The organism is Arthrobacter sp. SAFR-044 (genome assembly GCF_059414985.1).
Window position 1 is genome coordinate 62,750 of sequence record NZ_JBPFDN010000014.1, and the last position, 21,694, is coordinate 84,443.

Here is a 21,694-nt window from a genome sequence, read left to right on the forward strand (position 1 = left end):
CACCCTGCTAATTTCAAGAAAATTCCACGAAACAACCGAGTGGAACGGACGACGGCGGCCTGCCGCCGCCGTCCTGTCCGGCAAGGAAACGGGGACGTCCAATGGGGGCAGGAGACGGGGCAGCGGAGCAGTCCAGGCATGCTGCCGAGCGCGTTGCACGGTTGAAGCGCCGGCTGGACCAGGCCGAACACTCCACCAGGGCGTGGGACGCCGGCGCTGTAGGGGAGCGGATAGTGGCCGACAAGCTCAGCGAACTGGTTCCCCGCGGCTGGTACGTGCTCCACGATGTCCACTGGCCGGGGCGCCCCAAGGCGAACCTGGACCACGTCCTAGTGGGCCCGGGTGGCGTGGTGGTAGTGGATTCGAAGGACTGGACCGGCGAGGTGCGGGTGGCTTCCGGGGTGCTGTGGCAGGGCCGCTACGCGCGGACCCAGGCAGTGGAAGGTGCCCTGGCCCAGTGCGCTGCCGTTGCCTCGGTGCTGCCTCCGCCGCACCGCCGCCTGGTCCGTCCGCTCATCTGCATGGCGGCGCAGCCGGACCTTTTCGGGATAACCGACTCGGACGTCGCCGTCGCGGGTTCCCAACGGCTGGTCGGGGCCATCGAGGCGCTCCCGGCAGTGCTCGACCAACAGGCGGTCGTGGGGCTGTACGAGGATCTGGGCCGGCAGCTCACGCACGAGCAGGAACCCGGCATTACGGCCTTGCGCAACGTGCGTCCGGGGACGGTGGTGCGTCCCGCGGGAGCACTGCCCCCGGCCGGCCCCGCGGCGCCCCAGGGCGGTAAGACCGGTTCCGGGGACGAGGCTGCCAGGGCCCGCAGCGTATCGCGGCACCCCGCTGGACGGGCCCTTCCGCCACGGGAAACACAGGCCGGCCAGCGGGCGGGCGGACCGGCTGGACTGCCGGCAAAAAAGCGGTCAGCGGGGCCGGCCGGGCCGGGGCGCCACAGCCGGAACACCAAAGCACAGCAGCACGGCAGTACCAGCGGAGGAAAGCTGGCACTGCTGGCGGCCTTCGTTATTTTCGCCGTCTATATCCTGCCCTACTTGGCCCGGTAGCCTCCCTGCCGTCCCCGGCCCGCAGCTGGTCCCCGGCGGCTCGGCGGACTGCGGCGCCGATCCGGGTGAGCCGGTCCGAATCGAGGGCCCAGGCCTGCCAGTAGAGAGCGACGTCCTGGTGGGCATCCTCCTCCAGCGGGACCAGTGCGCCGTCGGCCAGCTCGCCGGTCAGTTGAAGCTGCGGAACCATGCCCCAGCCCAGCCCGGCCTTGACGGCTGCGAGGAACCCCTGGGAAGAAGGGACGGTATGGGTGGGCGGAAGCTGCGGCACGCTCTTCGCGGCGAGCAGCTGCTGCTGCAGGGTGTCCTTTAGATTGAATTTCAGGACCGGCATTGCTGCCCAGTCCACGCTGCCGGACGTGGAGAAGCGGCGGCGCAGCCCAGGTGTGGCCACCGGGATGTAACGCATGGACCCGAGCAACTCCACGCGGCACCCGCTGACCGGGACGGGGTCGGAGGTCACTGCGCCCATCACCGCTCCGTCGCGGAGCAGCTGGCTGCTGTAGCCCTGGTCCTCCACGTGGAGGTCCAGGGCAGAGTCCTCCCAGCCGGCGGCCCGGTGCAGCACCGGAATAAACCAGGTGGCCAGCGAATCCGCGTTCACCGCCACCGGCAGATGGGCCCGCGAGGATGACCCGACTCCCAGTGCTGCCGACGTCTCCGCCTCCAGGACCTGGACCTGGCGGGCCATCCGCAGCAGCAGTGCGCCGGCGTCCGTAGCAGTACAGGGCAGCCGCCGGCGCACCAGCACCCGGCCCACTGACGTTTCCAGCGCCTTGATGCGCTGGCTCACCGCCGACGGCGTTATCCGCAGCAGGTCAGCGGCCGCCTCAAACGTTCCTTCGTCTATCACCGCGACGAGGGCTTTCAGGTGCTCCAGGTTCATGAAGATATTCTAAGGAACGCGACGAATCTGTTATTTGCCTACATGTAGGCCGGCGTCCTACGGTCGTTGCCATGTTGACCGCAGGAATTACGGGCATGCTCACCGGGCTGGCGCTGATCGTGGCGATCGGGGCGCAGAATGCCTTCGTGCTGCGCCAGGGGATCCGCCAGGAGCACATCGGTGCCGTGGTGGCTGTCTGCATGGCCGGCGATGCCCTGCTGATCCTGACGGGGACGGCGGGTATCGGGGCGCTGATCACCCGGTTCCCCGAAGTGCTGGAAGTCCTTCGTTGGGCGGGAGCCGCCTACCTGCTGTGGTTCGCGGTACGGTCCTTCCTGGCTGCGGCAAGGCCTTCCGCGCTGGCGGAGCAGGCGCCCCGGTCGAAGAACTCCGTGATCGCCACCACGGCGGCCCTGACATTCCTCAACCCCCATGTCTACCTGGACACGGTGGTGCTGCTGGGCAGCCTTGCCAACCAGCAGGGACCCGACCTTCGCTGGACTTTTGCCGCCGGCGCCGTGGCCGGAAGCATCCTGTGGTTTTCAATCCTGGGCTATGGGGCAAGGGCGCTCGCAGGAGTGCTGAGCAGTCCCCGGACGTGGCGGTGGATCGACGCGTCAATCGGCGTCCTGATGGTGATCCTGGCCGTCCGGCTGGTTCTGCACTGAAGTAGGCTGTAGCCAGATTTACAGGGGAGAAACCATGAGCAACCAGCCATCCCAGGGACCGGACTACCAGCGTCCCGAAAACCAGCACGGCGGCTCGCCGTGGCCGGGGTACCAGCCGCCGGCCCAGTACGGGCAAGGGGCAGGCTACGGCCAGCCCCAGTACAACAAGGACCAGTACAACCAGCCGCAGTACGGCCAGTCCCCTTATAACCAGGCCCCATACAACCAGCCCCAGTACTTCGGGCCGCCGTCCTACTACGGGAGGACCATGGAGCCGAAGACCCTGAGCATCGCCAGCATGGTCTGCGGCATCGCCTCGGTGATCATGGGCTGGCTGTTGCTGCCCCAGTTCGCCGCCATCATCACCGGGCATCTGGCCCTCCGGCGCGAGCCCTCGGGCAAGGGGATGTCCATTACCGGCCTGGTGCTGGGCTACCTCTGCCTGCTGGGTTACGGGGCGCTCTGGCTGCTGTTCATCATTGGCGTGGCCGTCGCCGGCACCGCCGGTTCGAATACCGGCACCTTCTGATCCCGCCAACCCCGCGGAACCGGACAAGCGACAAAGGCGGTCCGGGCACCTGTGCCCGGACCGCCGTCGTACTCGCCGAAACGGCCCGCTTTACCCCTGCGCCGCCGCGGCGGCCGGTACGGCAATGGGGCTCTCCGGGTAGATGGACTCCGCCGGGGCACGGTTGGTTGCCTTGGCCCAGGGGTAGTAGATGGCCAGGGTCGCAACGATCCCCACGAGCCAGGAAATGTCCGCGCCGCCCAGCAGTTTGGTGACGGGGCCGGTGTAGAGCGCCTGCGCCAGGAACGGGATCTGGATGACGACGCCGATTCCATAGGAGACCAGGGCGGCAGCGTTCCAGCGGCCGTAACGGCCGTCCGGGTTGTAGAGGGCCGGGATGTCCAACCGGTCGCGTGAAATCTTGTAGTAGTCAACGAGGTTGATCACGGACCAGGGCGTGAAGACCATGAGCAGCAGGAGCACGAAGTTCTTGAAGAGGTTCAGGAAGTCCTTGCTGGCGAACAGCGCGACGAGGACGCTGGCGGCGATTACCGCCACGATGAACGCGATCCGAACGGCTTTGGAGACAGTGTCGCGGCGGTTGACGGCGGTACTGATGGTCACGCCGCACATGAAGGCACCGTAGGCGTTGAGGCAGTTCACCGTCAGCTTGCCCGTGACGATCATCAGGTAGATGCAGACGGCGATCAGGCCGCCGCCGGCGAGGTCGCCCATGTAGCCCACCTGGTTCTTCAGGAAGTCCCCGCCGAGCTTGGCGGCAGACAGGCCGCCGGCCAGGGCGCCCAAGGTCATGGCCCACTGGGCGCCGCCCACGGAGCCGGCGAAGGTGTACCAAAAGGTTTTCCGCTCCGAGGTGTCCGCGGGAAGGTAGCGGGAGTAGTCGGCAACGTATGGGCCGAACGTCAGCTGCCAGCCGGCGCCCAGGGCAACGGCGGTGAGGAAGGTGGGCCCCTCGAAGCCTCTGACCATCATCACCTGGGTGACATCGAACTTGGTGACGACGGCGACTGTCAGGTAGAGGAAGCCGGCCAGGCCCAGCACTGTGGCGATGCGGCCCAGCGCGTGGATGTACTTGTAGCCCAGGATGGCCAGCAGGGCAGTGGCGGCACCGAAAATGAGGATTCCGACGGCGGGCGTGTCCACTCCCAGCATGAGGTTGATGGCCTGCCCCGAGAGCACGGTGCCCGTGGAGGCGAACCCTACGTACATCAGGATGACCAGCGCCAGCGGGATCACGGCCCCGTAGACGCCGAACTGGGCGCGGCTGGAGATCATCTGGGGCAGCCCCAGCTTAGGCCCCTGGGCGGAGTGGAGGGCCATGACGGCGCCGCCCAGCACGTTTCCCACCAGCAGGCCAACGATGGCCCAGAAGGCGTCAGCCCCGAACACCACCGCCAGGGCGCCGTCCACGATGGCGGTGATTTGCGCATTGGCACCGAACCACAGGGTGAACTGGCTCCGGGGGTGGCCGTGGCGCTCGCCCCGCGGAATCATGTCGATCGATCGTGCCTCTACGGCGGTACTGCCTCCGGCCATGGCCAAACTCCTCAGTGATGAAAACGTAAGGTCCATCACATCGGGTTTAGGGCCCAGGCAACACCGCGATTGCGGCGCGGGTGTCCGGGAAACCAGACAGGCCGCCGTGTCGCGCTCAAAAGTCCCCTCGGGATGGACTGTTCCCCTGCGCGTGGCAGGGGGAGTTGTCCGTGCGGCGGGGAGTCGTCGCCGCGAAGCCGGTCGGCGGCTGCTAGCTGTATTGACCTGAGAGGTTGGTGACGCGGCTTGCTGGTGGCTGACCTTGAAGTGAGGTGTGGCCTCGGTGGTGATTGTAGTGGTGCAGCCAGGCGGGGAAAGCGGCAACACGCTCTGCCTCTGATTGGTAGGGGCGGGCGTAGGCCCATTCGTCGAGCAGGGTGCGGTTGTAGCGCTCGACCTTGCCGTTGGTCTGAGGACGGTACGGGCGGGTGTATTTGTGCTTGATGTCCGGGCCAAGAGCGTCTTTGAAGGCGTGGGAGCGGTAGCAGGGGCCGTTGTCCGTCAGAACCCGTTTAACGCTGACGCCGCGGGATTCAAAGAAGGTGTTGGCGCGTTCCCAGAAACCGGCCGCCGTTTCTTTCTTCTCATCGGACAGGATCTCGGTGTACGCGAGTCTGGAGCGGTCATCGACGGCGTTGTGGAGGTAGTGGTACCCCGGTCGGCGGTTCGCTGCGGAGCCGGTTCTGTTGCGCCAGCCGGCGGCCCTGCCGAAGGCCCTGTGCCCGCCACCGTCCGGAATCCGGCCGAGTTTCTTGATGTCCACATGGACCAAGTCCCCGGGCTTCTCGTGTTCGTAGCGGCGAATCACTCGTCCGGTGCCACGGTCAAGCCAGGCCAGTTTCGCCAGCCGGTAACGGGACAGCACCCGGTGCACGGTAGAGGGGTGGATGCCCAGCAGATATCCAATTCTTGCCGGCCCCCACCGGCGGTTTACGCGGATGGCGATGATCCGCCGCTCCGTCCGCATTGCTGTCCGCCGGGGAGAAGAATGCGGGCGGCTGGAGCGGTCTTCCATCCCGGCCGGACCGTGCTCGCGGTAGCGCCGCGCCCAACGGGCAGCAGTCGGGACTGAGACCTGGAAGCGTTCCGCGGCCCGGCGCAGACTCCAGCACTGATCAACGACACATTGCGCAAGCTGCAGCCGGCCACGAGGGGTCAGAAGAGCGTTAGGGTGGGACATGAAGACCTCCGTGCGTGGAATTGGACTCTAGACAAGCCCCACTCCACCCGGAGGTCCTCTTCATGTCACCAAACCACGCCGAACGTCATCAACGTCTGTGGTCAATACAGCTAGCGGAGCAGTTCCACGTCGGAGACAAGCTCGATGTGGGCCAGCATCGCGTTCGCCGCGCCCGCCGAATCCTGTGCCCGGACGGCATCGGCGATCTTGCGGTGCGAGGCAAGGGACTGCTCAGGCCGCCCGGGCTGGCCCAGGGACTCCATCCTGGTTTCCAGGATCATTTCGGCGATGAAGGCCATAAGCTGCGCCAGCACGGAGGAATGGGCTGCGGCGGTGATGGCCTGGTGGAACAGTTCGTCGCCCTGGGTGCCGCGGTCTCCATCGCCGATTTCCCGTGCCATGACGTCCAGGGCGTTGTCGATGGCGGCGAGGTCCTGGTCCGTACGGCGTTCCGCGGCAAGGGCGGCAAGCTTCACTTCCAGGGTGCTGCGGGCCTCCACGATCTCCGGCAGGCGGCTCTGGTGCTCGCGAAGGCCCTTGACCACTGAGGCCACGCTGGGCCGACGCGCCAGGACGGCGCCTGTACCGTGCTGCACGTCGATCACGCCAAGCACTTCAAGGGCCACCAGGGCCTGGGCCAGGGTGGCGCGGGAAACGCCAAGCCGCTCGGCGAGGTCCCGCTCCGCCGGGAGGAGGTCGCCGGGCTTGAGCTGCGCGGACTCGATGTAGGCGAGGATCTGCTCCACCAGCTGCTCATAAAGGCGCGGACGCGATACCCGCTCCAGGCCCTGCCGTGCTGTCTTCTCCACAAAGCCCTCCCTTGGACGTACCGGACCAGAATACCTGCTTCCGGTATTGACAGATAGACTCACTGTCTAAGAGGCTAGTCCAGTGAGCCAGTAACTCATGTCACACTTTCGCTCCCCCTAGCTTCCCCTAACGGAGGACCAACGATGTCCGCTCCAGTCCTGTCCATCATCATCCTGGCGGCGATGTTCCTGCTCGCCACCGTCCTGCCCCTGAACATGGGCGCGCTCGCTTTTGTGGGCGCCTTCCTGCTCGGCGCCGTGGTGCTGGGCATGTCCACCAACGAGATCCTGGCCAACTTCCCCGGTGGCCTCTTCCTCACGATCGTCGGCGTCACCTACCTGTTCGCCATCGCGCAGAACAACGGCACCATCGACCTGCTGGTCCGGGGCGCTGTGCGCCTGGTGGGCAGCCGTGTTGCCCTCATCCCCTGGGTCATGTTCGCCATCACCGCCGTCATCACGGCCGTCGGCGCACTGTCTCCCGCCGCCGTCGCCATCATTGCCCCCATCGCCCTGAGCTTTGCGGGTAAGTACAAGATCAGCCCGCTGCTGATGGGCATGATGGTGATCCACGGTGCGCAGGCTGGCGGCTTCTCGCCCATCGCGGTCTACGGCGTCACGGTCAACGGCATCCTGGCCAAGACCGACCTTGCCTTCAGCCCGACCGCGCTCTTCCTTTCAAGCCTCATCTTCAACTTTGTTATTGCGCTGGTGCTGTTCGTTGTCCTGGGCGGTAAGAACCTCCTTTCCTCCAAAGTGGGGCATTTCGTGGAGCAGGCAGCAGAAGCCCGCATGTCCGTTAGCGTCGGTGCCAAGGCCGCCGGCGGCGACGTCCCGTTCAAGGGATTCGGCTCCGGCATGTACGGCCCCCGCGACCCCGCCGGCGACGGTATTGCCGCCACCAAGGAGCGCAAGGACCGGATCCCGCAGCTGGTCACCATCGCCGGCCTGGTCGTGCTGGCTGTCGTGGCCCTCGGTTTCAAGATGGACGTCGGCTTCGTGTCCATCACCATCGCGATCGTGCTGGCCCTCGTATCGCCCGCCGCCCAGAAGGGTGCCATCAACAAGATCAGCTGGTCCACTGTGCTGCTCATCTGCGGCATGCTGACCTTCGTCGGCGTGCTGGAGGAAGCCGGCACCATCGAGTTCGTGTCCAGCGGCGTGGCCGGAATGGGAATGCCGCTGCTGGCAGCCCTCATCATCTGCTTCATCGGCGCCGTGGTGTCCGCCTTTGCCTCCTCCACGGCCATCCTTGCGGCCCTCATCCCGCTGGCCGTCCCGTTCCTGTCCACCGGCGAGATCGGCGCCGTCGGCGTCATCTGCGCCCTTGCCGTCTCCGCCACGATCGTTGACGTCTCGCCCTTCTCCACCAACGGCGCCCTGGTGCTGGCCAACGCCCCGGAGGGTGTGGACAAGGACAAGTTTTACAAGCGGATCCTCGGCTACAGCGGCATCGTCATCGTGGCAGGACCGGTCCTGGCGTGGCTGGCGCTGGTGGTCCCCGGCTGGCTCTAGCCGCCACCGCATCCGCCGCCGTACTTACGAAAGGAAACCCAGCACATGAGCACCGCCGAAACTTCCCAAGGCCTCCTGGCCGGACACCTTGTCGTCGACCTCAGCCGCGCCCTGGCCGGACCGCACGCCGGCATGATGCTGGCGGACCTCGGGGCCCGCGTCATCAAGGTGGAGAACCCCGGTACGGGCGATGACACCCGGGGTTGGGGGCCGCCCTTTGTCGGTCCCGAAGATGACCTGCAGTCCACCTATTTCATGTCCTGCAACCGCAACAAGGAATCCATCACCCTGGACCTGAAGAGCGAAGACGGCCAGGCGGTGCTGCGCGGGCTGCTGGAACGGGCGGATGTGGTGATCGAGAACTTCCGGCCCGGCGTCATGGACCGGCTGGGTTTCTCCACCGCGGCGATGCATGAAATCAACCCCCGCCTGGTGATTCTGTCCATCACGGGCTTCGGCCACGACGGCCCCGAATCCCAGCGCAGCGGCTACGACCAGATCCTGCAGGGCGAAGCCGGCCTGATGTCCCTTACCGGCTCCGGCCCGGACGACCCCCAGCGCGTGGGCGTTCCCATTGCCGACCTGCTCTCCGGCATGAACGGGGCGTTCGGCGTCCTCGCGGCCCTCGTTGAGCGGAACCGGACCGGCCAGGGCAAGGTGGTCCGCACCTCGCTGCTGGCATCACTGATCGGGGTCCACGCCTTCCAGGGCACCAGGGCCACCGTTGCCGGTGAAGTTCCGCAGGCCCAGGGCAACCACCACCCGTCCATCGCCCCTTACGGCCTGTTCAACTGCAAGGACGGGAGCGTGCAGATCAGCGTGGGCAGCGAGAAGCTCTGGCAATCATTCGCCGCGGCCTTTGGCTTGGATGCGGCTGCTCCGGGCTTCGCCAGCAACGCCGAAAGGGTGCGGAACCGCGGCGAGGTGATTGCCGCCGTCGAACGCGCCTTTTCGGAGTACGGTGCGGTGGAGCTGCTGCAAAAACTGAACGACGCCGGGATCCCGGCAGGCAAGGTCCGCTCACTGGATGAGGTGTACGGCTGGGAGCAGGTGGCGTCCCAGGGGCTCGTGGTGGATGTACAGCATCCGCTGCTCGGAAAAGTAAGCCTGCCCGGGCCGCCGCTGCGGTTCTTCGCTCCCGGTGATGCCGCGGAAACCACCCTGACCGAACACGACGCGCCACCGCTGCTCAATGAAGACGGGCCGGCGATCCGGGAGTGGTTGGGCCTCACTGCTGCCGGCGCCACTGCCGCTCCGGGGGCACAGTAGCGTGGCGACGGCGGAAAAGGTGCGGCACATGAACGCTACCGAGCTCCTCGAGGCCGTGGTGGACCCGGGGTCGTTCATCTCCTGGGACAAGGAGCCTGAACAGCCGATGCTGTCTGAAGAGTACGCCCGCGACCTGGTCCGGGCGCGCGAACGCAGCGGTGCCGATGAATCCGTCATCACCGGCGCGGGGCTCATCCGCGGCCGCCGCGTGGCGCTGATCGTCAGCGAATTCTCTTTCCTCGCCGGCTCGATAGGTCACGCGGCGGCGCAGAGGATTGTTGCCGCCGTCGAACGCGCCACTGCCGAAGGGCTGCCACTGCTGGCTGGTCCTGCGTCCGGCGGCACCCGCATGCAGGAAGGGACGCTCGCGTTCCTCTCCATGGTGAAAATCACCGGCGCAGTCCGGGCGCACCGGCAGGCGGGCCTTCCCTACCTTGTCTACCTGCGGCACCCCACCACGGGCGGCGTCATGGCGTCCTGGGGGTCTTTAGGCCACATCAACGTGGCCGAGCCGGGTGCCCTGCTGGGCTTCCTGGGCCCGCGGGTGTACGAGGCACTGTACGGTGAAGCGTTCCCGGAGAACGTGCAGGTGGCGGAGAACCTGTTCAGCAAGGGACTGATCGACGGCGTGGTGGAACCCGAAGACCTGGCCGACCTGGTGGGCCGGGCGCTGGACATCCTGGCCGCGAACGGCAGTGCTGGAGGCGGAACGCTGCCGGGGTGCCTGCCCGCCCCACCCGAGACGCTGGACATCAGGCCCTCAACCGCTGATGCCTGGACCTCGATCGAGATTTCCCGGCGGCAGCGGCGGCCGGACCTGCGCCAGCTCCTGAAGATCGGCGCCACGGACGCGCTGCCCCTCAACGGAACCGGGCAGGGGGAAAAGGACCCGGGCCTGCTGCTGGCGCTCGCCCGCTTCGGCACCCAGCCCTGCATCGTACTGGGACATGCGCGCCCGCTGCGGAAGGACGCGGCCGGCATGGGTCCCGGATCGCTGCGCGAGGCGCGCCGGGGCATGAAGCTGGCGGAGGAACTGCGGCTGCCGCTGCTCACCGTCATTGACACTGCCGGTGCTGCGCTCTCCCAGGAAGCGGAGGAGGGCGGGCTTGCCGGGGAAATTGCGCGCTCGCTGCACGAACTGATCGGGCTCGAATCGCCGTCGGTTTCCGTGCTGCTTGGCCAGGGAGCCGGGGGAGGGGCGTTGGCGCTGCTGCCCGCGGACAGGACCATCGCCGCCCAGCACAGCTGGCTCTCCCCGCTGCCTCCGGAGGGCGCCAGCGCCATCGTGCACCGCACCACCGCGTTCGCGCCGGCCATGGCCGAGGCGCAGGGCGTGGACGTCGCCGCGCTGTATGCCAGCGGACTGGTGGACCACATCGTGGATGAACGCGGCGATGCTTCACTGGAGCCGCGCGAGTTCTGCACCCGGATGGCGCGGGCCATCGAGTACGAACTGGCTTCGGTGGCCGGCATTCCCGTACCTGAACTGGTGACTGCCCGCGCCCGGAAATTCGCAACCCTGGGCGCCCGCTAGGAGTACTTCCTGCCTCAGCGCAACCAGGGGGCCGCGGCGCATGGCTGCGGCCCCCTTCTCCCTGGTTCTACCTCCGCTGCTGCGTCCCGGACCGGTGGGTGTTCCTGCGGAGCTGCAGGATGCGCGCGCCGCCCGCCGCGGCCACCAGGACGCCGCCGGTCACGGCAGCGATGAACAGTGCCATGCCCAGCGGGACGGAGCCCTCGAAGCCCAGGAACTTCACCAGGACCAGCTCCTGGTTCTGCAGGATGAAGATGATCAGCAGGATCAGGAGCACCAGGGCGGCCACCACTGCTGCCCAGATGACTCCGGCGCGTGTGACCTTGCGCTCCGGGGCACGGCCGGCCGTGGGTGAGGGGGCCGCTCCGGTGGCAGGTGTCCCCGGCGCCCCCGGCGAATAGGACGGGGCATTGCCATAGGTCGCTGCCCGGTCCATTGAGGGCTGCGCCGCGTTCGACGGCGTCGGGCCGGCTTCCGTTTCGGGCCGGCGGTCCGGTCCCGGTGTGTACTGTCCTGCACTCATGCTCGTCCCCTTTCCCAGAATGCTAAGCATGCTTATTGTTCAACCATAGACGCCAGTCTTGCCGGAGCACAACGACAAGGGCGCCCTTCACGGGCCGTCGCTGCACCGGGAACAGGTGGCGGGAGGGGCTGACATGGCGGAGGGATCCCCGTGCGGGGACCCCTCCTTTGACTCTTGCCGGGGTGTTTGGCCCGGTGTCAGACCCTCTCCCTGCTCTTTTCGGCGGAGGGGGTGCGCGGCGCAGGAGTCCTGCGCCAGTTGGGGAAGGCCCAGAAGGTAAATTCCTGTGCCTTGACCGGCTCCCCGGGCGTCTCCGCAGGGGTTTCCGGTTCCGCTTCAGGCCGGCGCTTGGTCTCTTTCTTTGCGCCCCACCCGAAGTCCTTGCTTGATGCGTAGCACATCACAGACCTCCTCAAGGTGACTGCCCTTTAATCGTCCTCCTGCCCGGCGCTGGAGTCGAGACCGCGACAACGGCGGGCCGGCGTGAGTCGGGAGGGCGCCGGGCAGGGAGGTATGAGGTGGCAGGGACGGCGGGCGGGACGGTGCAGCCTGTCAGTTGCCGTTGGCCACTACGTCCTGCGCCTCCTGCGGGCGGTGGAACTCGCAGGGTCCCTGATGGCGGAGGGGGAGAAGGCAGGTCCGGCCCGTGGGCAGGTGGACCAGTGCGCAGCGGCCGGCCAGGGCCAGGTCCTCCCGGACGTTGGAGTTGCTGAGGTCCGGCCGGTCATCCTCTGAGATGTCGGTGGTTCCGGGGCTTGTGGCCGGGTTTTCGGCGTTCATGGTGTGGCAACTCCTCATCGGGCGGACGGCGAAGGGGGTGCTGAAGGGTGCTTTTCCAGTCTGCGCCGCGGGGGTTACGGGCGGGTTAATCCGATGTTAGGTTCAGGTCAACAACAGCAACCGGGCCGGTGCCTGCACATACCTTGACCGGCCTGTACCCAAACTGGCCTAGTACCCCAGCTGGTGCGCCACCTGCAGCAGGAGTGCTTCCGATCCCATGGGACCCACCAGCTGGATTCCCATCGGAAGTCCATTCCCGGCGGCACCGCCGGTCCAATGAACAGGAATGGTGATGGCCGGAAGTCCGCACACATTCACCATTGAGGACCACGGGGCGTATTCGCACTGTTTCCGGTAGTCGCCGTCGGCATCTCCCGGCCACTGGGCCGACGGCCACCGGTCGCTGCCGTGCGCGGTCCCGGTGAACCAGCCCACCGGCCGGGGGGTCTGCGCCAGCGCGGGCATCAGCATCAGGTCCCACTGCCCGTACTGCGCCACGGTGTCGTGCTGGAACTGCCGCAGGAATGCCAGCGCCTCCGCAAGTTTCGCCGGGCTGCGCTGCTGGGCGCGCCGGCGGAAGGTCCGGGTGAGGGGCGCCAGCAGCGCTTCCCGAGTGGGACTGATCCTGGCGGCGCCCACCCCCGCAGTCCAGGCGGTGGTGAAGGCGTCCGGGTACCGGTTGTCATAACGGACGGCAGCGTCACCAAGGGTATGGCCGGCCTGCTCCAGCAGCGTTTCACCGGCCCGGAGCGCGTCCAGGGCTTCCGGGTCCGGCGTGAACGGAAACGTGGTTGACCAAGGGCTGTCCAGCGTGACGCCGATCCGCAGCCGCGGCGGCTCCTGCTCGATGGCGGCCAGGTACCGGTTCCCCGGCGCCAGCGCATCCATCATCAGTGCGGCGTCTTCCGCGCTGCGCGCAAGGGGGCCCGGCACCACCAGCCGCGCGGGGTCCCCGGCACTTTCCCCGGCTGCCACCAGTCCACGTCCCGGCTTCAGTCCCACCAGTCCACACGCCGCGGCGGGTATGCGGACTGACCCGCCGCCGTCGGTTCCGGGGGCGAAGGGCAGCAACCCTGCCGCCGCGGCGGCCGCGCTGCCGCCTGAGGACCCTCCGGAACTCCTGCTGGGTGCGTGGGGATTGCGCGACGGCGGTGCGATGCGGTTCTCGCTGTAGGCCGTCAGTCCGAATTCGGGCACCTGGGTCTTGCCCAGCGAAATCGCGCCGGCATCCTTGAACAGGGCCACGAGGGGAGTATCGGCGGGGGCTGGTTTGTGGTCCAGTGCGGCACTGCCGTGAGTGGTCACTACACCCGCGACGTCGGTGAGGTCCTTGAAGGCGATCGGCATGCCATGCAGCGGGGGCAGGTCATCGGCGTCGCAGCGGGAGCGCAGGCCATCCGCCGCCCGGGCCTGATCCATGGCCTGGTCCGCCGTCACCGTAATAAAGGCTCCCAGAAGGGGGTTTTGCCGCCCGATCCGGTCCAGGAAGTGGGAAGTGACGTCGGTGGAAGACACCGCTCCACTGTGCAGGAGGTCCCGCAGGGCAGTTGCGGGGAGTTCGTGGAGCTCAGGCACGGTGGCAGCCTTTTGGCTGCAGCCCGGCGTTCCAGCTGGCGCGTGCTGGTGGTGGGGAAAGGGCGGTCAGCTGCTGGGACATCGAAACCTCCTCGGGACTTCCCCAGCCTAACCCGCCCCTATTTCTGGATGTGTTCCGGGCGGAGCGGAGGGGAAGGGCTAGGCTTAAACCTGACTTTGATCTGCCAGACCGCCAAGACAGGACTCCGATGAGCGATTTCGACACCGTCCCCGTCCATGACGTCCCCGCCGACGCCGTAATCCTGGACGTCCGGGAGGATTACGAGTGGGTTGCCGGCCATGCTGAAGGTGCTGTCCACATCCCCATGGAACAGATCCCGGCCCGGCTGGACGAACTCGATCCGGACGAGGACGTCTATGTGATCTGCCGGACGGGCGGCCGCTCCTTCCGCGTTGCCCAATGGCTTACTGGCCAGGGATATACCGCCATCAACGTGTCCGGGGGAATGGACCAGTGGCTGGAATCCGGCAAGCCCCTTGTCTCGGACAACGGGCTCAAGCCGCTGGTGCTTTAGTGCCCGGCGCGTCCCGCACCTACGCCTTCCTCGGTCCGGAAGGAACGTTCACCGAGGCCGCCCTGCTGGAGGTGCCCGACGCCCTTCAAGCAGTCCGGCTTCCGGCCTCGAACGTCAATGCCGCGCTTGACAAGGTGCGCGGTGGATCCGCTGACGCCGCGATGGTCCCCATCGAGAACTCGGTGGAGGGCGGCGTCACGGCCACCCTGGATGCCATCGCTACAGGCCAGGAACTGCGGATTGTCCGTGAGGTCCTGGTACCCATCAGCTTTGTCCTGGTAGCCCGGCCCGGCGTCCGGTTGGAGGACGTGCGGCGGGTATCGACGCACGGTCACGCTTGGGCACAGTGCCGCCTGTGGATGGACCATAATATACCGGAGGCGGAATACGTTCCCGGTTCCTCAACTGCCGCCTCGGCCCTGGGTCTCCTGGACGGGGACTGCCATTACGACGCGGCGATCTGCGCCCCGCTGGTGGCCAGGGAACATTCGGGGCTGTCGGTCCTGGCGGAGAACATCGGGGACAATCCCGGCGCGGTGACGCGCTTTATCCTGGTCAGCCGGCCGGGAAGGCTGCCGCCGCGCACCGGTGCAGACAAGACCACGGTCGTGGTCCCGCTTCCGGAGGACCGGCCCGGCGCCCTGATGGAGATCCTGGACCAGTTCGCCAGCCGCGGTGTCAACCTCAGCAGAATTGAATCTCGCCCTACGGGCCAATATCTGGGCCACTACTTCTTCAGCATCGACGCAGACGGCCACGCCGGCGAAGCGAGGGTCGCTGACGCGCTGGCGGGGCTGCACCGCATCAGTCCCGGCACCCGCTTCCTGGGCTCGTATGCCAGGGCGGACAAGCAGGCCACGCTGGTGCCGGCGCATACGTCCGATGAGGCTTTCACGGCCGCCCGGACCTGGGTGGAATCCATACTCGCAGCGGAATCCTCCGCAGGTGAAAGCGGTTCCGGGGCTTCGCCCAAAGCGTAGGTAAATGCCTTCGGAAGTACTTCCGCGGGCTGTGGACAATGCGTATGCTTGCCTGATCCACACGGGGTATGGCCCCTGATGAAGGGAGCGGGTCATGACCAGCAGCACTGAGAACGACGGCCAGGGGATGATCGTCAATCCCAAGCCCACGGGCGATAACCAGGACTGGGACGGGGACGACGCCGACCGTGCTGACCGCCTGCGCTTCGAAGAGGAGCAGGCGATGATCCGCGAGCAGTCCGAGGCCCATGCTGCTGCCAAACAAGCCCACGCGGACGCGAAACCCGGCGCTGAGGAAGGCAAGAAGGCCGGGTCCTGACGCCGGTGCCCGTTACCGCACGGTGCGTGGGCTGCCCTGCACCGGACCGCTGTCCTGTACCTCTCTTTTTACCCTGACCAGGAGTGACCGGGGCTCCACCTGAACCGTCAGCTGTGTGGCTTCCCCTGCCGTGTCGCCGTCGAGCTGCGTGGGCATGGGTTCGGGGCACTTGATGACTACCTTGACTGACCGGTAAACGGTCATGATGGGCAGCTTTCCGCTGTGCTTGAACATGATCTTCACGTACATCAGCAGCCAGCCCAGGGCGCTGCGGGGGCTCATGACCACGACGTCGAGCATGCCGTCGTCGATCATGGCCTGCGGGATGAAATCGATGCCGCCGGGGACCAGTCCGCAGTTGGCGAAGAGCACGCTGCGGATGTTGCGGACCTGCTCCGGGCTGCCATCCATGGTGATGGAAACCTTCTTCCGCCGGCCGGGCAGGTGGCGCACGCCTGCCTCCGTGTAGGCGAGCCAGCCCACGGCTTTCTTCAGCCCCGCATTGGTGTCGGCCAGGACTTCGGCGTCCATGCCGATTCCGGCGATCACCAGGAAGACGTGCTCCGAGTAGTGGCCTGTGCGTGAGTTCTCGATGGCCATCCGGGCGGTGTCGATGTACCGCTGGCGGCCGAAAAGTGCTGTCTGCACGTTGCTGTGGAGGTCGTTTACATCCAGGTCCACGTTCCGGGCCAGCAGGTTTCCCGTCCCCAACGGGATCAGGCCCATGGCAACGTCGGTGTGCGCGAGGGCCTCAGCCACCACGCGGACGGTGCCGTCGCCGCCGCCCACCAGGACGACGTCGGGCTTGCCCGCCAACGCAGCCTGCATTTGTGAAAAGCCGGGGTCCTCCGCCGTCGTCTCGAAAAAGACCGGTTCCTCCCAGCCGGCGGCCAGGCAGGCCCTGTGGATCATTCCCCTGGCTTCGTCGGCCCGCGCCTTAATGGGATTCAGGACGACGGCCACCCGCTGCTGCGCCAGCCCTGAGTCGTAGGCTTCGCCGGCTACCGCGCTGCGCATATGCAGGGCCTTGAGGCGACGCACCCCCCACCAGCTGGAGGTGGCGAAGGCAAGCGCCACCGCAATCAGCAGGTAGAGAATCCAGTCGCTCATGGTGCTTCAACAGTAGCCCGGCGCACGGTGGGCCGCGGCACGGAGCCGCACGCCCGCCGTCGTGCAGTGAATTGGATACCCTTGTCTGGTGATCGACGTAAAAGACCTCAGCGAAAACCCGGACAAGTTCCGTGCCAGCCAGCGCGCCCGCGGCGCGGACGAATCAGTGGTGGACGCGATCATCTCCGCGGATTCCGCTCGCCGTGCCGCCCTGCTCCGCTTCGAGAACCTCCGCGCGGAGCAGAACGTGTTCGGCAAGAAGGTGGCGAAGGCCAAGGGCGAGGAGAAGCAGGCCCTGCTGGCCGAGGTCAAGGAACTGGCCAATTCGGTCAAGGCGGCCTCAGCCGAGGCCGATGCGGCCCAGACCAAGCAGGAAGAACTGCTGCGCACCATCCCCAATCTGGTGGAGGACGGCGTCCCTGAAGGCGGCGAGGACGACTACGTGGTAGTCAAGACCGTTGGCACCCCGCGCGAATTCCCTGACTTTGAGCCGAAGGACCACCTGGAGATCGGTGAGCTGATCGGCGCCATCGACATGGAACGAGGCGCCAAGGTCTCCGGAGCGCGCTTCTACTTCCTGCGGGGGGTGGGTGCCCGGCTGGAGATGGCACTGCTGCAGATGGCCATGGACCAGGCCATCGAGGCCGGCTTCATCCCCATGATCACCCCCACCCTGGTGCGCCCCGAGACGATGCAGGGCACCGGCTTCGATGTAAAGCACGACGCCGAGATCTACCGTCTCGCCGAAGACGACCTTTACCTGGTGGGCACCTCAGAGGTGGCGCTGGCCGGATACCATGCCGACGAGATCCTGGACTTCTCCGCCGGGCCCGTCCGCTACGCGGGCCAGAGCTCCTGCTACCGCCGCGAGGCCGGGTCGCACGGCAAGGACACCCGCGGCATCATCCGCGTGCACCAGTTCAACAAGGTGGAGATGTTCATCTACACCACTGTTGAAGAGGCGGCTGCCGAGCACCAGCGCCTGCTGGCCTGGGAAGAGGAAATGCTGGCCAAGTGCGAGCTGCCGTACCGGGTCATCGACACCGCGGCCGGCGACCTTGGCATGTCTGCAGCCCGCAAATACGACTGCGAAGCCTGGGTCCCCACGCAGAACGCTTACCGCGAGCTGACGTCCACCTCCAACTGCACCACGTTCCAGGCCCGCCGCCTGAACATCCGCGAGCGAGTGGTGAACGCGGAGGGTGTTTCCAAGGGGACCCGCGCCGTGGCCACCTTGAACGGCACCCTGGCCACCACCCGCTGGATCGTGGCGCTGCTTGAGCACCACCAGAACGCGGACGGCTCTGTCAACGTGCCCAAGGCGCTGCAGAAGTACCTGGGTGGCCTCGAGGTCCTCCCGGTTCTCTAGGGTCCTTCCGGAATTCCCCGCCCTGTGGACTACTCCCCCCGTAATGCACGGGGGTCCTGTCCACGGGACGGGGTTTTTGTGGCCGGATGCCCGCAGCAGTAAGCCGTTGGCGCAAGAGGTCCGGGGTGGACAGCGTCTTCCAGTCCCACCTGACCACCTTGTAGCCAAGAGCCCTTAGCCGGTCTTCGCGCTTCTTCTCGGCCAGAATTGCTTCCTGGGTGCTTCGGCCGGCGAGCAGGGCTTCGTCCAGATATTTTGCGTCGCCGTCGAATTCGCCGATCACCTTGGCCTCAGGCCAGAAGAAGTCCGTCCGCGCGATGAAGCCTTCCTGGTCCTGGAACACCTGCTGCAGCACGGGGGCAGGCAGCCCGAGCATGTGAATGAGCGCCCTGCTGCGGGATTCCCCAACGGACTCAGACGCCCCGTTAGCGAGGGCCAGCACCTCCTGCATCCGACGGCGTTTGGCGGTAGAGGCCTGCAGGGCTGCTGCCGCAGCCAGTTGCTGGCGCGTCAGTCCCTCGCCGGGGCGGCGGCGCGGGTCCAGTACTGCGTCTGCCAGCACCACGGCGTCCGGAAGATCCAGCCTGGTGATGCAGTCGGTCACTGTCTGTTGCAGCGAAGTAACGGAAAAACCCTGGCGTCGAATTGCATCGGCCGGCCAAAAGTGGCGGGCAACGCCGTAACTCCGGATGTCTTCGATGCCGGTGAGCTCTGTCTTGGCATCCCGTGCGGCAGTAGTGGTTGGCGGGCGCTTTCCCGCTTTATGGGGAGACAGTGTGATGACGTGAACGTGGCTTGGGACTCCCGGGCCGGGAAGACTCCAGATGCGCAACGCCGTGAGGTAGCAGAATAGGGTGTCCGGATCGGCAGCGGCCACTGCTGCCATCGTGACCCCGTAACGCTGCCAGGGCTTGAGGCCAAGCCAGGCGGCCTTGCCGAAATAAACTCCGGCCCGGACCCTGACCACGATGCCGTTCTTGTAGTCCCTGCTTAGCGCCCGGCTGTTTCCAGTCAGGGCGCGACGCCTACTTGCCAGCACCAGGACAGCTTCATTCGATTCCATAAATTCATGCTGGAGCGGTTGACCGGAATGAGGGCGAATCAGGATGCCGCATGTGGAAAACCCATCCAGATCTCCCCTTGCCGAGGACAAATCCCCGCGTAACGCGGTGGGGACTTGTCCTCGGCGGGGGGATTGCCTTCGCGCCATGTGGAAAACCGCCGTGTTAACCAACAGTTCAATAAACCTGTGGCCCGCGTCCTAGCGCGTGTCAGTTACGTCTGCTTCACTATGTGGATGACAACGCTGACTGAAACCTCAGTCGCCGGCAACGATGACCGGCGAGACAACAATCGAGACTACAACCAGGACAACATCGCCTTCACCGCTGTCGATCGGAAGTTCATGGTCGCCCTGGACGTGGACGGCACCCTGGTCAACCACGACGGCCACATGTCCCCTGGCGTACGGGAAGCCGCGCAGGCCGTCGTGGCCGCCGGGCACGAGGTGATGATCGCCACCGGCCGCTCCCTGAACGCAACGCTTCCCATTATCGAGAAAATTGGCATCGAGCGTGGATACGCCGTCTGCTGCAACGGGGGCGTGACCCTCCGGCTCCACCCCGAACTGGACAACGGCTACGAAGTGATCCACAAGGCCACCTTCGATCCCGCACCTGCCCTGCGTGCCCTCCGCGAACGGCTCCCGTCCGCCAAGTATGCGCTTGAGGACGCCGACGGCAACTTCCTCTCCACCGAGCGGTTCCAGGATGCCAGCTTCGGCGTGGAGGCGGTAGGCGTCGACTTCCACACCATGCTGGAGGCTACCGCCGTCCGCGTGGTGGTGTTCAGCACCGAAAACACGCCCGAGGAGTTCAACGAGGCCATCAACCACGTGGGCCTGGCGGGAGTGACCTACTCAGTGGGCTGGACCGCGTGGCTGGACATCGCTGCAGCGGGTGTGACCAAGGCCAGCGCCCTGGAAAACCTCCGGCTCCGGCTTGGCTTCGAAGAACACCTGACTGTCGCGGTGGGGGACGGCCGGAACGACATCGAAATGCTCACCTGGGCCGGCCGCGGCGTCGCCATGGGGCAGGCCCCGGCAGAAGTGGTCGCCGCAGCGGACGAGGTCACCCACTCTGTGCACGACGACGGCGCCGCCCACGTGCTGCGCAGCCTCCTCTAAGGCGCTGACCGGCACCCTCCGCTGCCGCGATTCAGGCCACGCCGCTTAGCCAAGGCAGAATAGGGACATGACCCTTACGACGTTCGCCCTCGTCCGCCATGGCCAGACTGACTGGAACGCGGAGCGCCGGCTGCAGGGAGCAACCGACATCCCTCTGAACGACGTCGGCCGCGGCCAGGCGCGGGACGCCGTCGGCATCCTGGAGCCTTACGAGTGGGACGCCATCGTCTCCTCGCCGCTGAGCCGCGCTGCCGAGACCGCGGACCTGATCGCCGAAGGGCTCGGCCTCAAGGTCGCCCGGCGCGTCCCGGAACTCACCGAGCGCAGCTTCGGCCCGGCCGAAGGGATGCAGGCCGGCCCCGAGTTGGAGGCCCTGCGCGTGCCCGGCGGGTTCAAGGGCGCCGAAAGTGAAGACGAGGCCGCGGACCGTGGGCTCGCGGCGCTGGAAGCCCTGGCGGAGGAGTTCCGGGGCCAGCGGCTCCTGGTGGTCACCCACGGCACCCTGCTGCGCGTCAGCCTCAGCCGCGCCATCGGACAGACCCTCGCCAGCGTGGACAACGCCGCCCTCAACCTGGCCCACCACCACGTGATCGACGGGTGGAAGCTGGAGTACTTCAACGGCGAGCCGGTCCTGGCCGCCACCGGGAGCTAGGACCCAAAGAAGGCGCCGGGACAACCACGGCAGTAAAGCACGACGGCGGGACGTGGCTCAAGGCAGTCAGCGCACCGCGAGGATCAGCGCCAGCAGCCTCGCGGCAGCAGGCCGGGCAGCATGTTCTTCATTCCACTGCGCCCGTGCCACCGCTTTGCTGACGGCCTGCGTGGTGATGCCCAGTTCCTGCGCCACCGCCTTCTGCTGGCCGCGGACTCCAGGGGTCAGCAGGTCCAGCACGCGCCATTCCGCGCCTGAGCGGTCCCGCACGATGTGGCCCAGCAGCCGCAGGATGGCTTCGGCGTCGTGGGCAACATCAGCCAGCGGCCCCTCCACCGCAACCGGCACCCGCTCCTTGCTGCTGCGGAGCCGGTCCACGGCACGGCGCGCATAGACCAGCCCGTGTCCGGACGCGTCCTTGATTTGGTTGGGGAGCGGCTCGTCCACCGGTCCGGCGCCAATGCCCACGTACCAGTGCCCGCTGCGAAGAGCGATGAGGGCGGCGTCCACCGCCTGGTGCGGGCACTCGACAATCCCCTGGACTTCGTCCTCCACCGACCGGTCGAAATCCAGGCGCGCGGGAATGTGCCGCAGCGCCTTGAGCAGCTGCGGCACCTGGTCGCCGTCGCGCCGGCTGTCCGTCTGGTTGATGGTGAGGGTGTACATTCTGGGTCCACACTA

At 66.8% G+C, this 21,694-nt stretch carries 23 protein-coding genes; 12 read left to right on the forward strand and 11 right to left on the reverse strand.

The features are described from left to right. Nucleotides 1–101: 101 nt before the first annotated feature. The gene (locus tag ACR65J_RS18240; protein ID WP_440171709.1) at nt 102–1,058 is read left to right on the forward strand and encodes a nuclease-related domain-containing protein; all 957 of its coding nucleotides are present in this window, start codon (nt 102–104) and stop codon (nt 1,056–1,058) included. Here the strand turns inward: ACR65J_RS18240 and ACR65J_RS18245 are convergent. Continuing rightward, nucleotides 1,018–1,944: a LysR family transcriptional regulator ArgP gene (locus tag ACR65J_RS18245; RefSeq protein WP_440171711.1), complete on the reverse strand. Its 927-nt coding sequence runs from the start codon at nt 1,942–1,944 to the stop codon at nt 1,018–1,020. The two genes, ACR65J_RS18240 and ACR65J_RS18245, sit on opposite strands and share 41 nt — an antisense overlap. A gap of 71 nt (nt 1,945–2,015) precedes the next feature. On the opposite strand from ACR65J_RS18245, the gene ACR65J_RS18250 reads away from it, so the two are divergent. Both ACR65J_RS18250 and ACR65J_RS18255 read left to right on the forward strand, forming a co-directional pair. After that, on the forward strand, nt 2,016–2,612 hold the full coding sequence (locus ACR65J_RS18250) for a LysE/ArgO family amino acid transporter (RefSeq protein WP_440171713.1): 597 nt from the start codon (nt 2,016–2,018) through the stop codon (nt 2,610–2,612). Between the two features lie 34 nt (nt 2,613–2,646). Next, on the forward strand, nt 2,647–3,141 hold the full coding sequence (locus ACR65J_RS18255; RefSeq protein WP_440171715.1) for a DUF4190 domain-containing protein: 495 nt from the start codon (nt 2,647–2,649) through the stop codon (nt 3,139–3,141). Nucleotides 3,142–3,231: 90 nt separating this feature from the next. Here the strand turns inward: ACR65J_RS18255 and ACR65J_RS18260 are convergent, their stop codons facing one another. From ACR65J_RS18260 to ACR65J_RS18270, 3 genes are all read right to left on the reverse strand, one after another. After that, complete coding sequence (locus ACR65J_RS18260; protein ID WP_440171717.1) at nt 3,232–4,677, reverse strand: purine-cytosine permease family protein; 1,446 nt, start codon at nt 4,675–4,677, stop codon at nt 3,232–3,234. A gap of 211 nt (nt 4,678–4,888) precedes the next feature. Beyond that, nucleotides 4,889–5,857, reverse strand: coding sequence for an IS481 family transposase (locus ACR65J_RS18265; RefSeq protein ID WP_440171719.1), 969 nt, complete (start codon nt 5,855–5,857; stop codon nt 4,889–4,891). A 110-nt stretch (nt 5,858–5,967) separates the two neighbouring features. Further along, nucleotides 5,968–6,666, reverse strand: coding sequence for a FadR/GntR family transcriptional regulator (locus tag ACR65J_RS18270; protein ID WP_440171721.1), 699 nt, complete (start codon nt 6,664–6,666; stop codon nt 5,968–5,970). A gap of 144 nt (nt 6,667–6,810) precedes the next feature. Between ACR65J_RS18270 and ACR65J_RS18275 the strand changes: the two genes are divergently transcribed. The 3 genes from ACR65J_RS18275 to ACR65J_RS18285 are packed head-to-tail and all read left to right on the forward strand — an operon-like array spanning nt 6,811 to nt 10,984. After that, nucleotides 6,811–8,181, forward strand: coding sequence for an SLC13 family permease (locus ACR65J_RS18275; RefSeq protein WP_440171723.1), 1,371 nt, complete (start codon nt 6,811–6,813; stop codon nt 8,179–8,181). A gap of 45 nt (nt 8,182–8,226) precedes the next feature. After that, on the forward strand, nt 8,227–9,450 hold the full coding sequence (locus ACR65J_RS18280) for a CaiB/BaiF CoA transferase family protein (protein WP_440171725.1): 1,224 nt from the start codon (nt 8,227–8,229) through the stop codon (nt 9,448–9,450). 1 nt (nt 9,451) lies between these two features. Further along, nucleotides 9,452–10,984 carry a carboxyl transferase domain-containing protein gene (locus ACR65J_RS18285; RefSeq protein ID WP_440171727.1) on the forward strand — a complete coding sequence of 511 codons (1,533 nt, stop codon included), beginning with the start codon at nt 9,452–9,454 and terminating at the stop codon, nt 10,982–10,984. A 67-nt stretch (nt 10,985–11,051) separates the two neighbouring features. Here ACR65J_RS18285 and ACR65J_RS18290 read toward each other — a convergent pair whose 3' ends face one another. The 4 genes from ACR65J_RS18290 to ACR65J_RS18305 form a co-directional block, all read right to left on the reverse strand. Further along, entirely contained in the window at nt 11,052–11,507 is a 456-nt protein-coding gene (locus tag ACR65J_RS18290) for a LapA family protein (protein WP_440171729.1), read from the reverse strand. Nucleotides 11,508–11,704: 197 nt separating this feature from the next. Continuing rightward, a complete protein-coding gene (locus tag ACR65J_RS18295) occupies nt 11,705–11,908 on the reverse strand; it encodes a hypothetical protein (protein WP_440171731.1) in 204 nt (67 codons plus the stop codon). A 151-nt stretch (nt 11,909–12,059) separates the two neighbouring features. Then, nucleotides 12,060–12,287: a hypothetical protein gene (locus ACR65J_RS18300; protein WP_440171733.1), complete on the reverse strand. Its 228-nt coding sequence runs from the start codon at nt 12,285–12,287 to the stop codon at nt 12,060–12,062. A gap of 168 nt (nt 12,288–12,455) precedes the next feature. Continuing rightward, nucleotides 12,456–13,862 carry an amidase gene (locus tag ACR65J_RS18305; protein ID WP_440171735.1) on the reverse strand — a complete coding sequence of 469 codons (1,407 nt, stop codon included), beginning with the start codon at nt 13,860–13,862 and terminating at the stop codon, nt 12,456–12,458. Between the two features lie 209 nt (nt 13,863–14,071). Between ACR65J_RS18305 and ACR65J_RS18310 the strand changes: the two genes are divergently transcribed. The 3 genes from ACR65J_RS18310 to ACR65J_RS18320 all read left to right on the forward strand — a co-directional run bounded on the left by ACR65J_RS18310 (nt 14,072) and on the right by ACR65J_RS18320 (nt 15,697). After that, entirely contained in the window at nt 14,072–14,398 is a 327-nt protein-coding gene (locus ACR65J_RS18310) for a rhodanese-like domain-containing protein (protein ID WP_440171736.1), read from the forward strand. Next, nucleotides 14,398–15,378, forward strand: coding sequence for a prephenate dehydratase (pheA, locus tag ACR65J_RS18315; RefSeq protein WP_440171738.1), 981 nt, complete (start codon nt 14,398–14,400; stop codon nt 15,376–15,378). The genes ACR65J_RS18310 and pheA overlap by 1 nt, the downstream gene beginning before the upstream one ends. A 94-nt stretch (nt 15,379–15,472) precedes the next feature. Next, the gene (locus tag ACR65J_RS18320) at nt 15,473–15,697 is read left to right on the forward strand and encodes a hypothetical protein (RefSeq protein WP_440171740.1); all 225 of its coding nucleotides are present in this window, start codon (nt 15,473–15,475) and stop codon (nt 15,695–15,697) included. Nucleotides 15,698–15,709: 12 nt separating this feature from the next. Here the strand turns inward: ACR65J_RS18320 and ACR65J_RS18325 are convergent, their stop codons facing one another. Further along, entirely contained in the window at nt 15,710–16,807 is a 1,098-nt protein-coding gene (locus tag ACR65J_RS18325; protein ID WP_440171742.1) for a diacylglycerol/lipid kinase family protein, read from the reverse strand. Between the two features lie 88 nt (nt 16,808–16,895). Between ACR65J_RS18325 and serS the strand changes: the two genes are divergently transcribed. After that, on the forward strand, nt 16,896–18,176 hold the full coding sequence (gene serS, locus ACR65J_RS18330; protein ID WP_440171744.1) for a serine--tRNA ligase: 1,281 nt from the start codon (nt 16,896–16,898) through the stop codon (nt 18,174–18,176). On the opposite strand, the gene ACR65J_RS18335 is transcribed toward serS, so the two are convergent. Then, nucleotides 18,115–19,239 carry a hypothetical protein gene (locus ACR65J_RS18335; protein ID WP_440171746.1) on the reverse strand — a complete coding sequence of 375 codons (1,125 nt, stop codon included), beginning with the start codon at nt 19,237–19,239 and terminating at the stop codon, nt 18,115–18,117. The two genes, serS and ACR65J_RS18335, sit on opposite strands and share 62 nt — an antisense overlap. Nucleotides 19,240–19,473: 234 nt before the next feature. Between ACR65J_RS18335 and ACR65J_RS18340 the strand changes: the two genes are divergently transcribed. Further along, nucleotides 19,474–20,361: an HAD family hydrolase gene (locus tag ACR65J_RS18340; protein ID WP_440171748.1), complete on the forward strand. Its 888-nt coding sequence runs from the start codon at nt 19,474–19,476 to the stop codon at nt 20,359–20,361. A 67-nt stretch (nt 20,362–20,428) separates the two neighbouring features. After that, the gene (locus ACR65J_RS18345; RefSeq protein WP_440171750.1) at nt 20,429–21,013 is read left to right on the forward strand and encodes a histidine phosphatase family protein; all 585 of its coding nucleotides are present in this window, start codon (nt 20,429–20,431) and stop codon (nt 21,011–21,013) included. Between the two features lie 66 nt (nt 21,014–21,079). Here the strand turns inward: ACR65J_RS18345 and ACR65J_RS18350 are convergent, their stop codons facing one another. Then, nucleotides 21,080–21,679: a hypothetical protein gene (locus tag ACR65J_RS18350; protein ID WP_440171752.1), complete on the reverse strand. Its 600-nt coding sequence runs from the start codon at nt 21,677–21,679 to the stop codon at nt 21,080–21,082. Nucleotides 21,680–21,694: the final 15 nt, after the last annotated feature.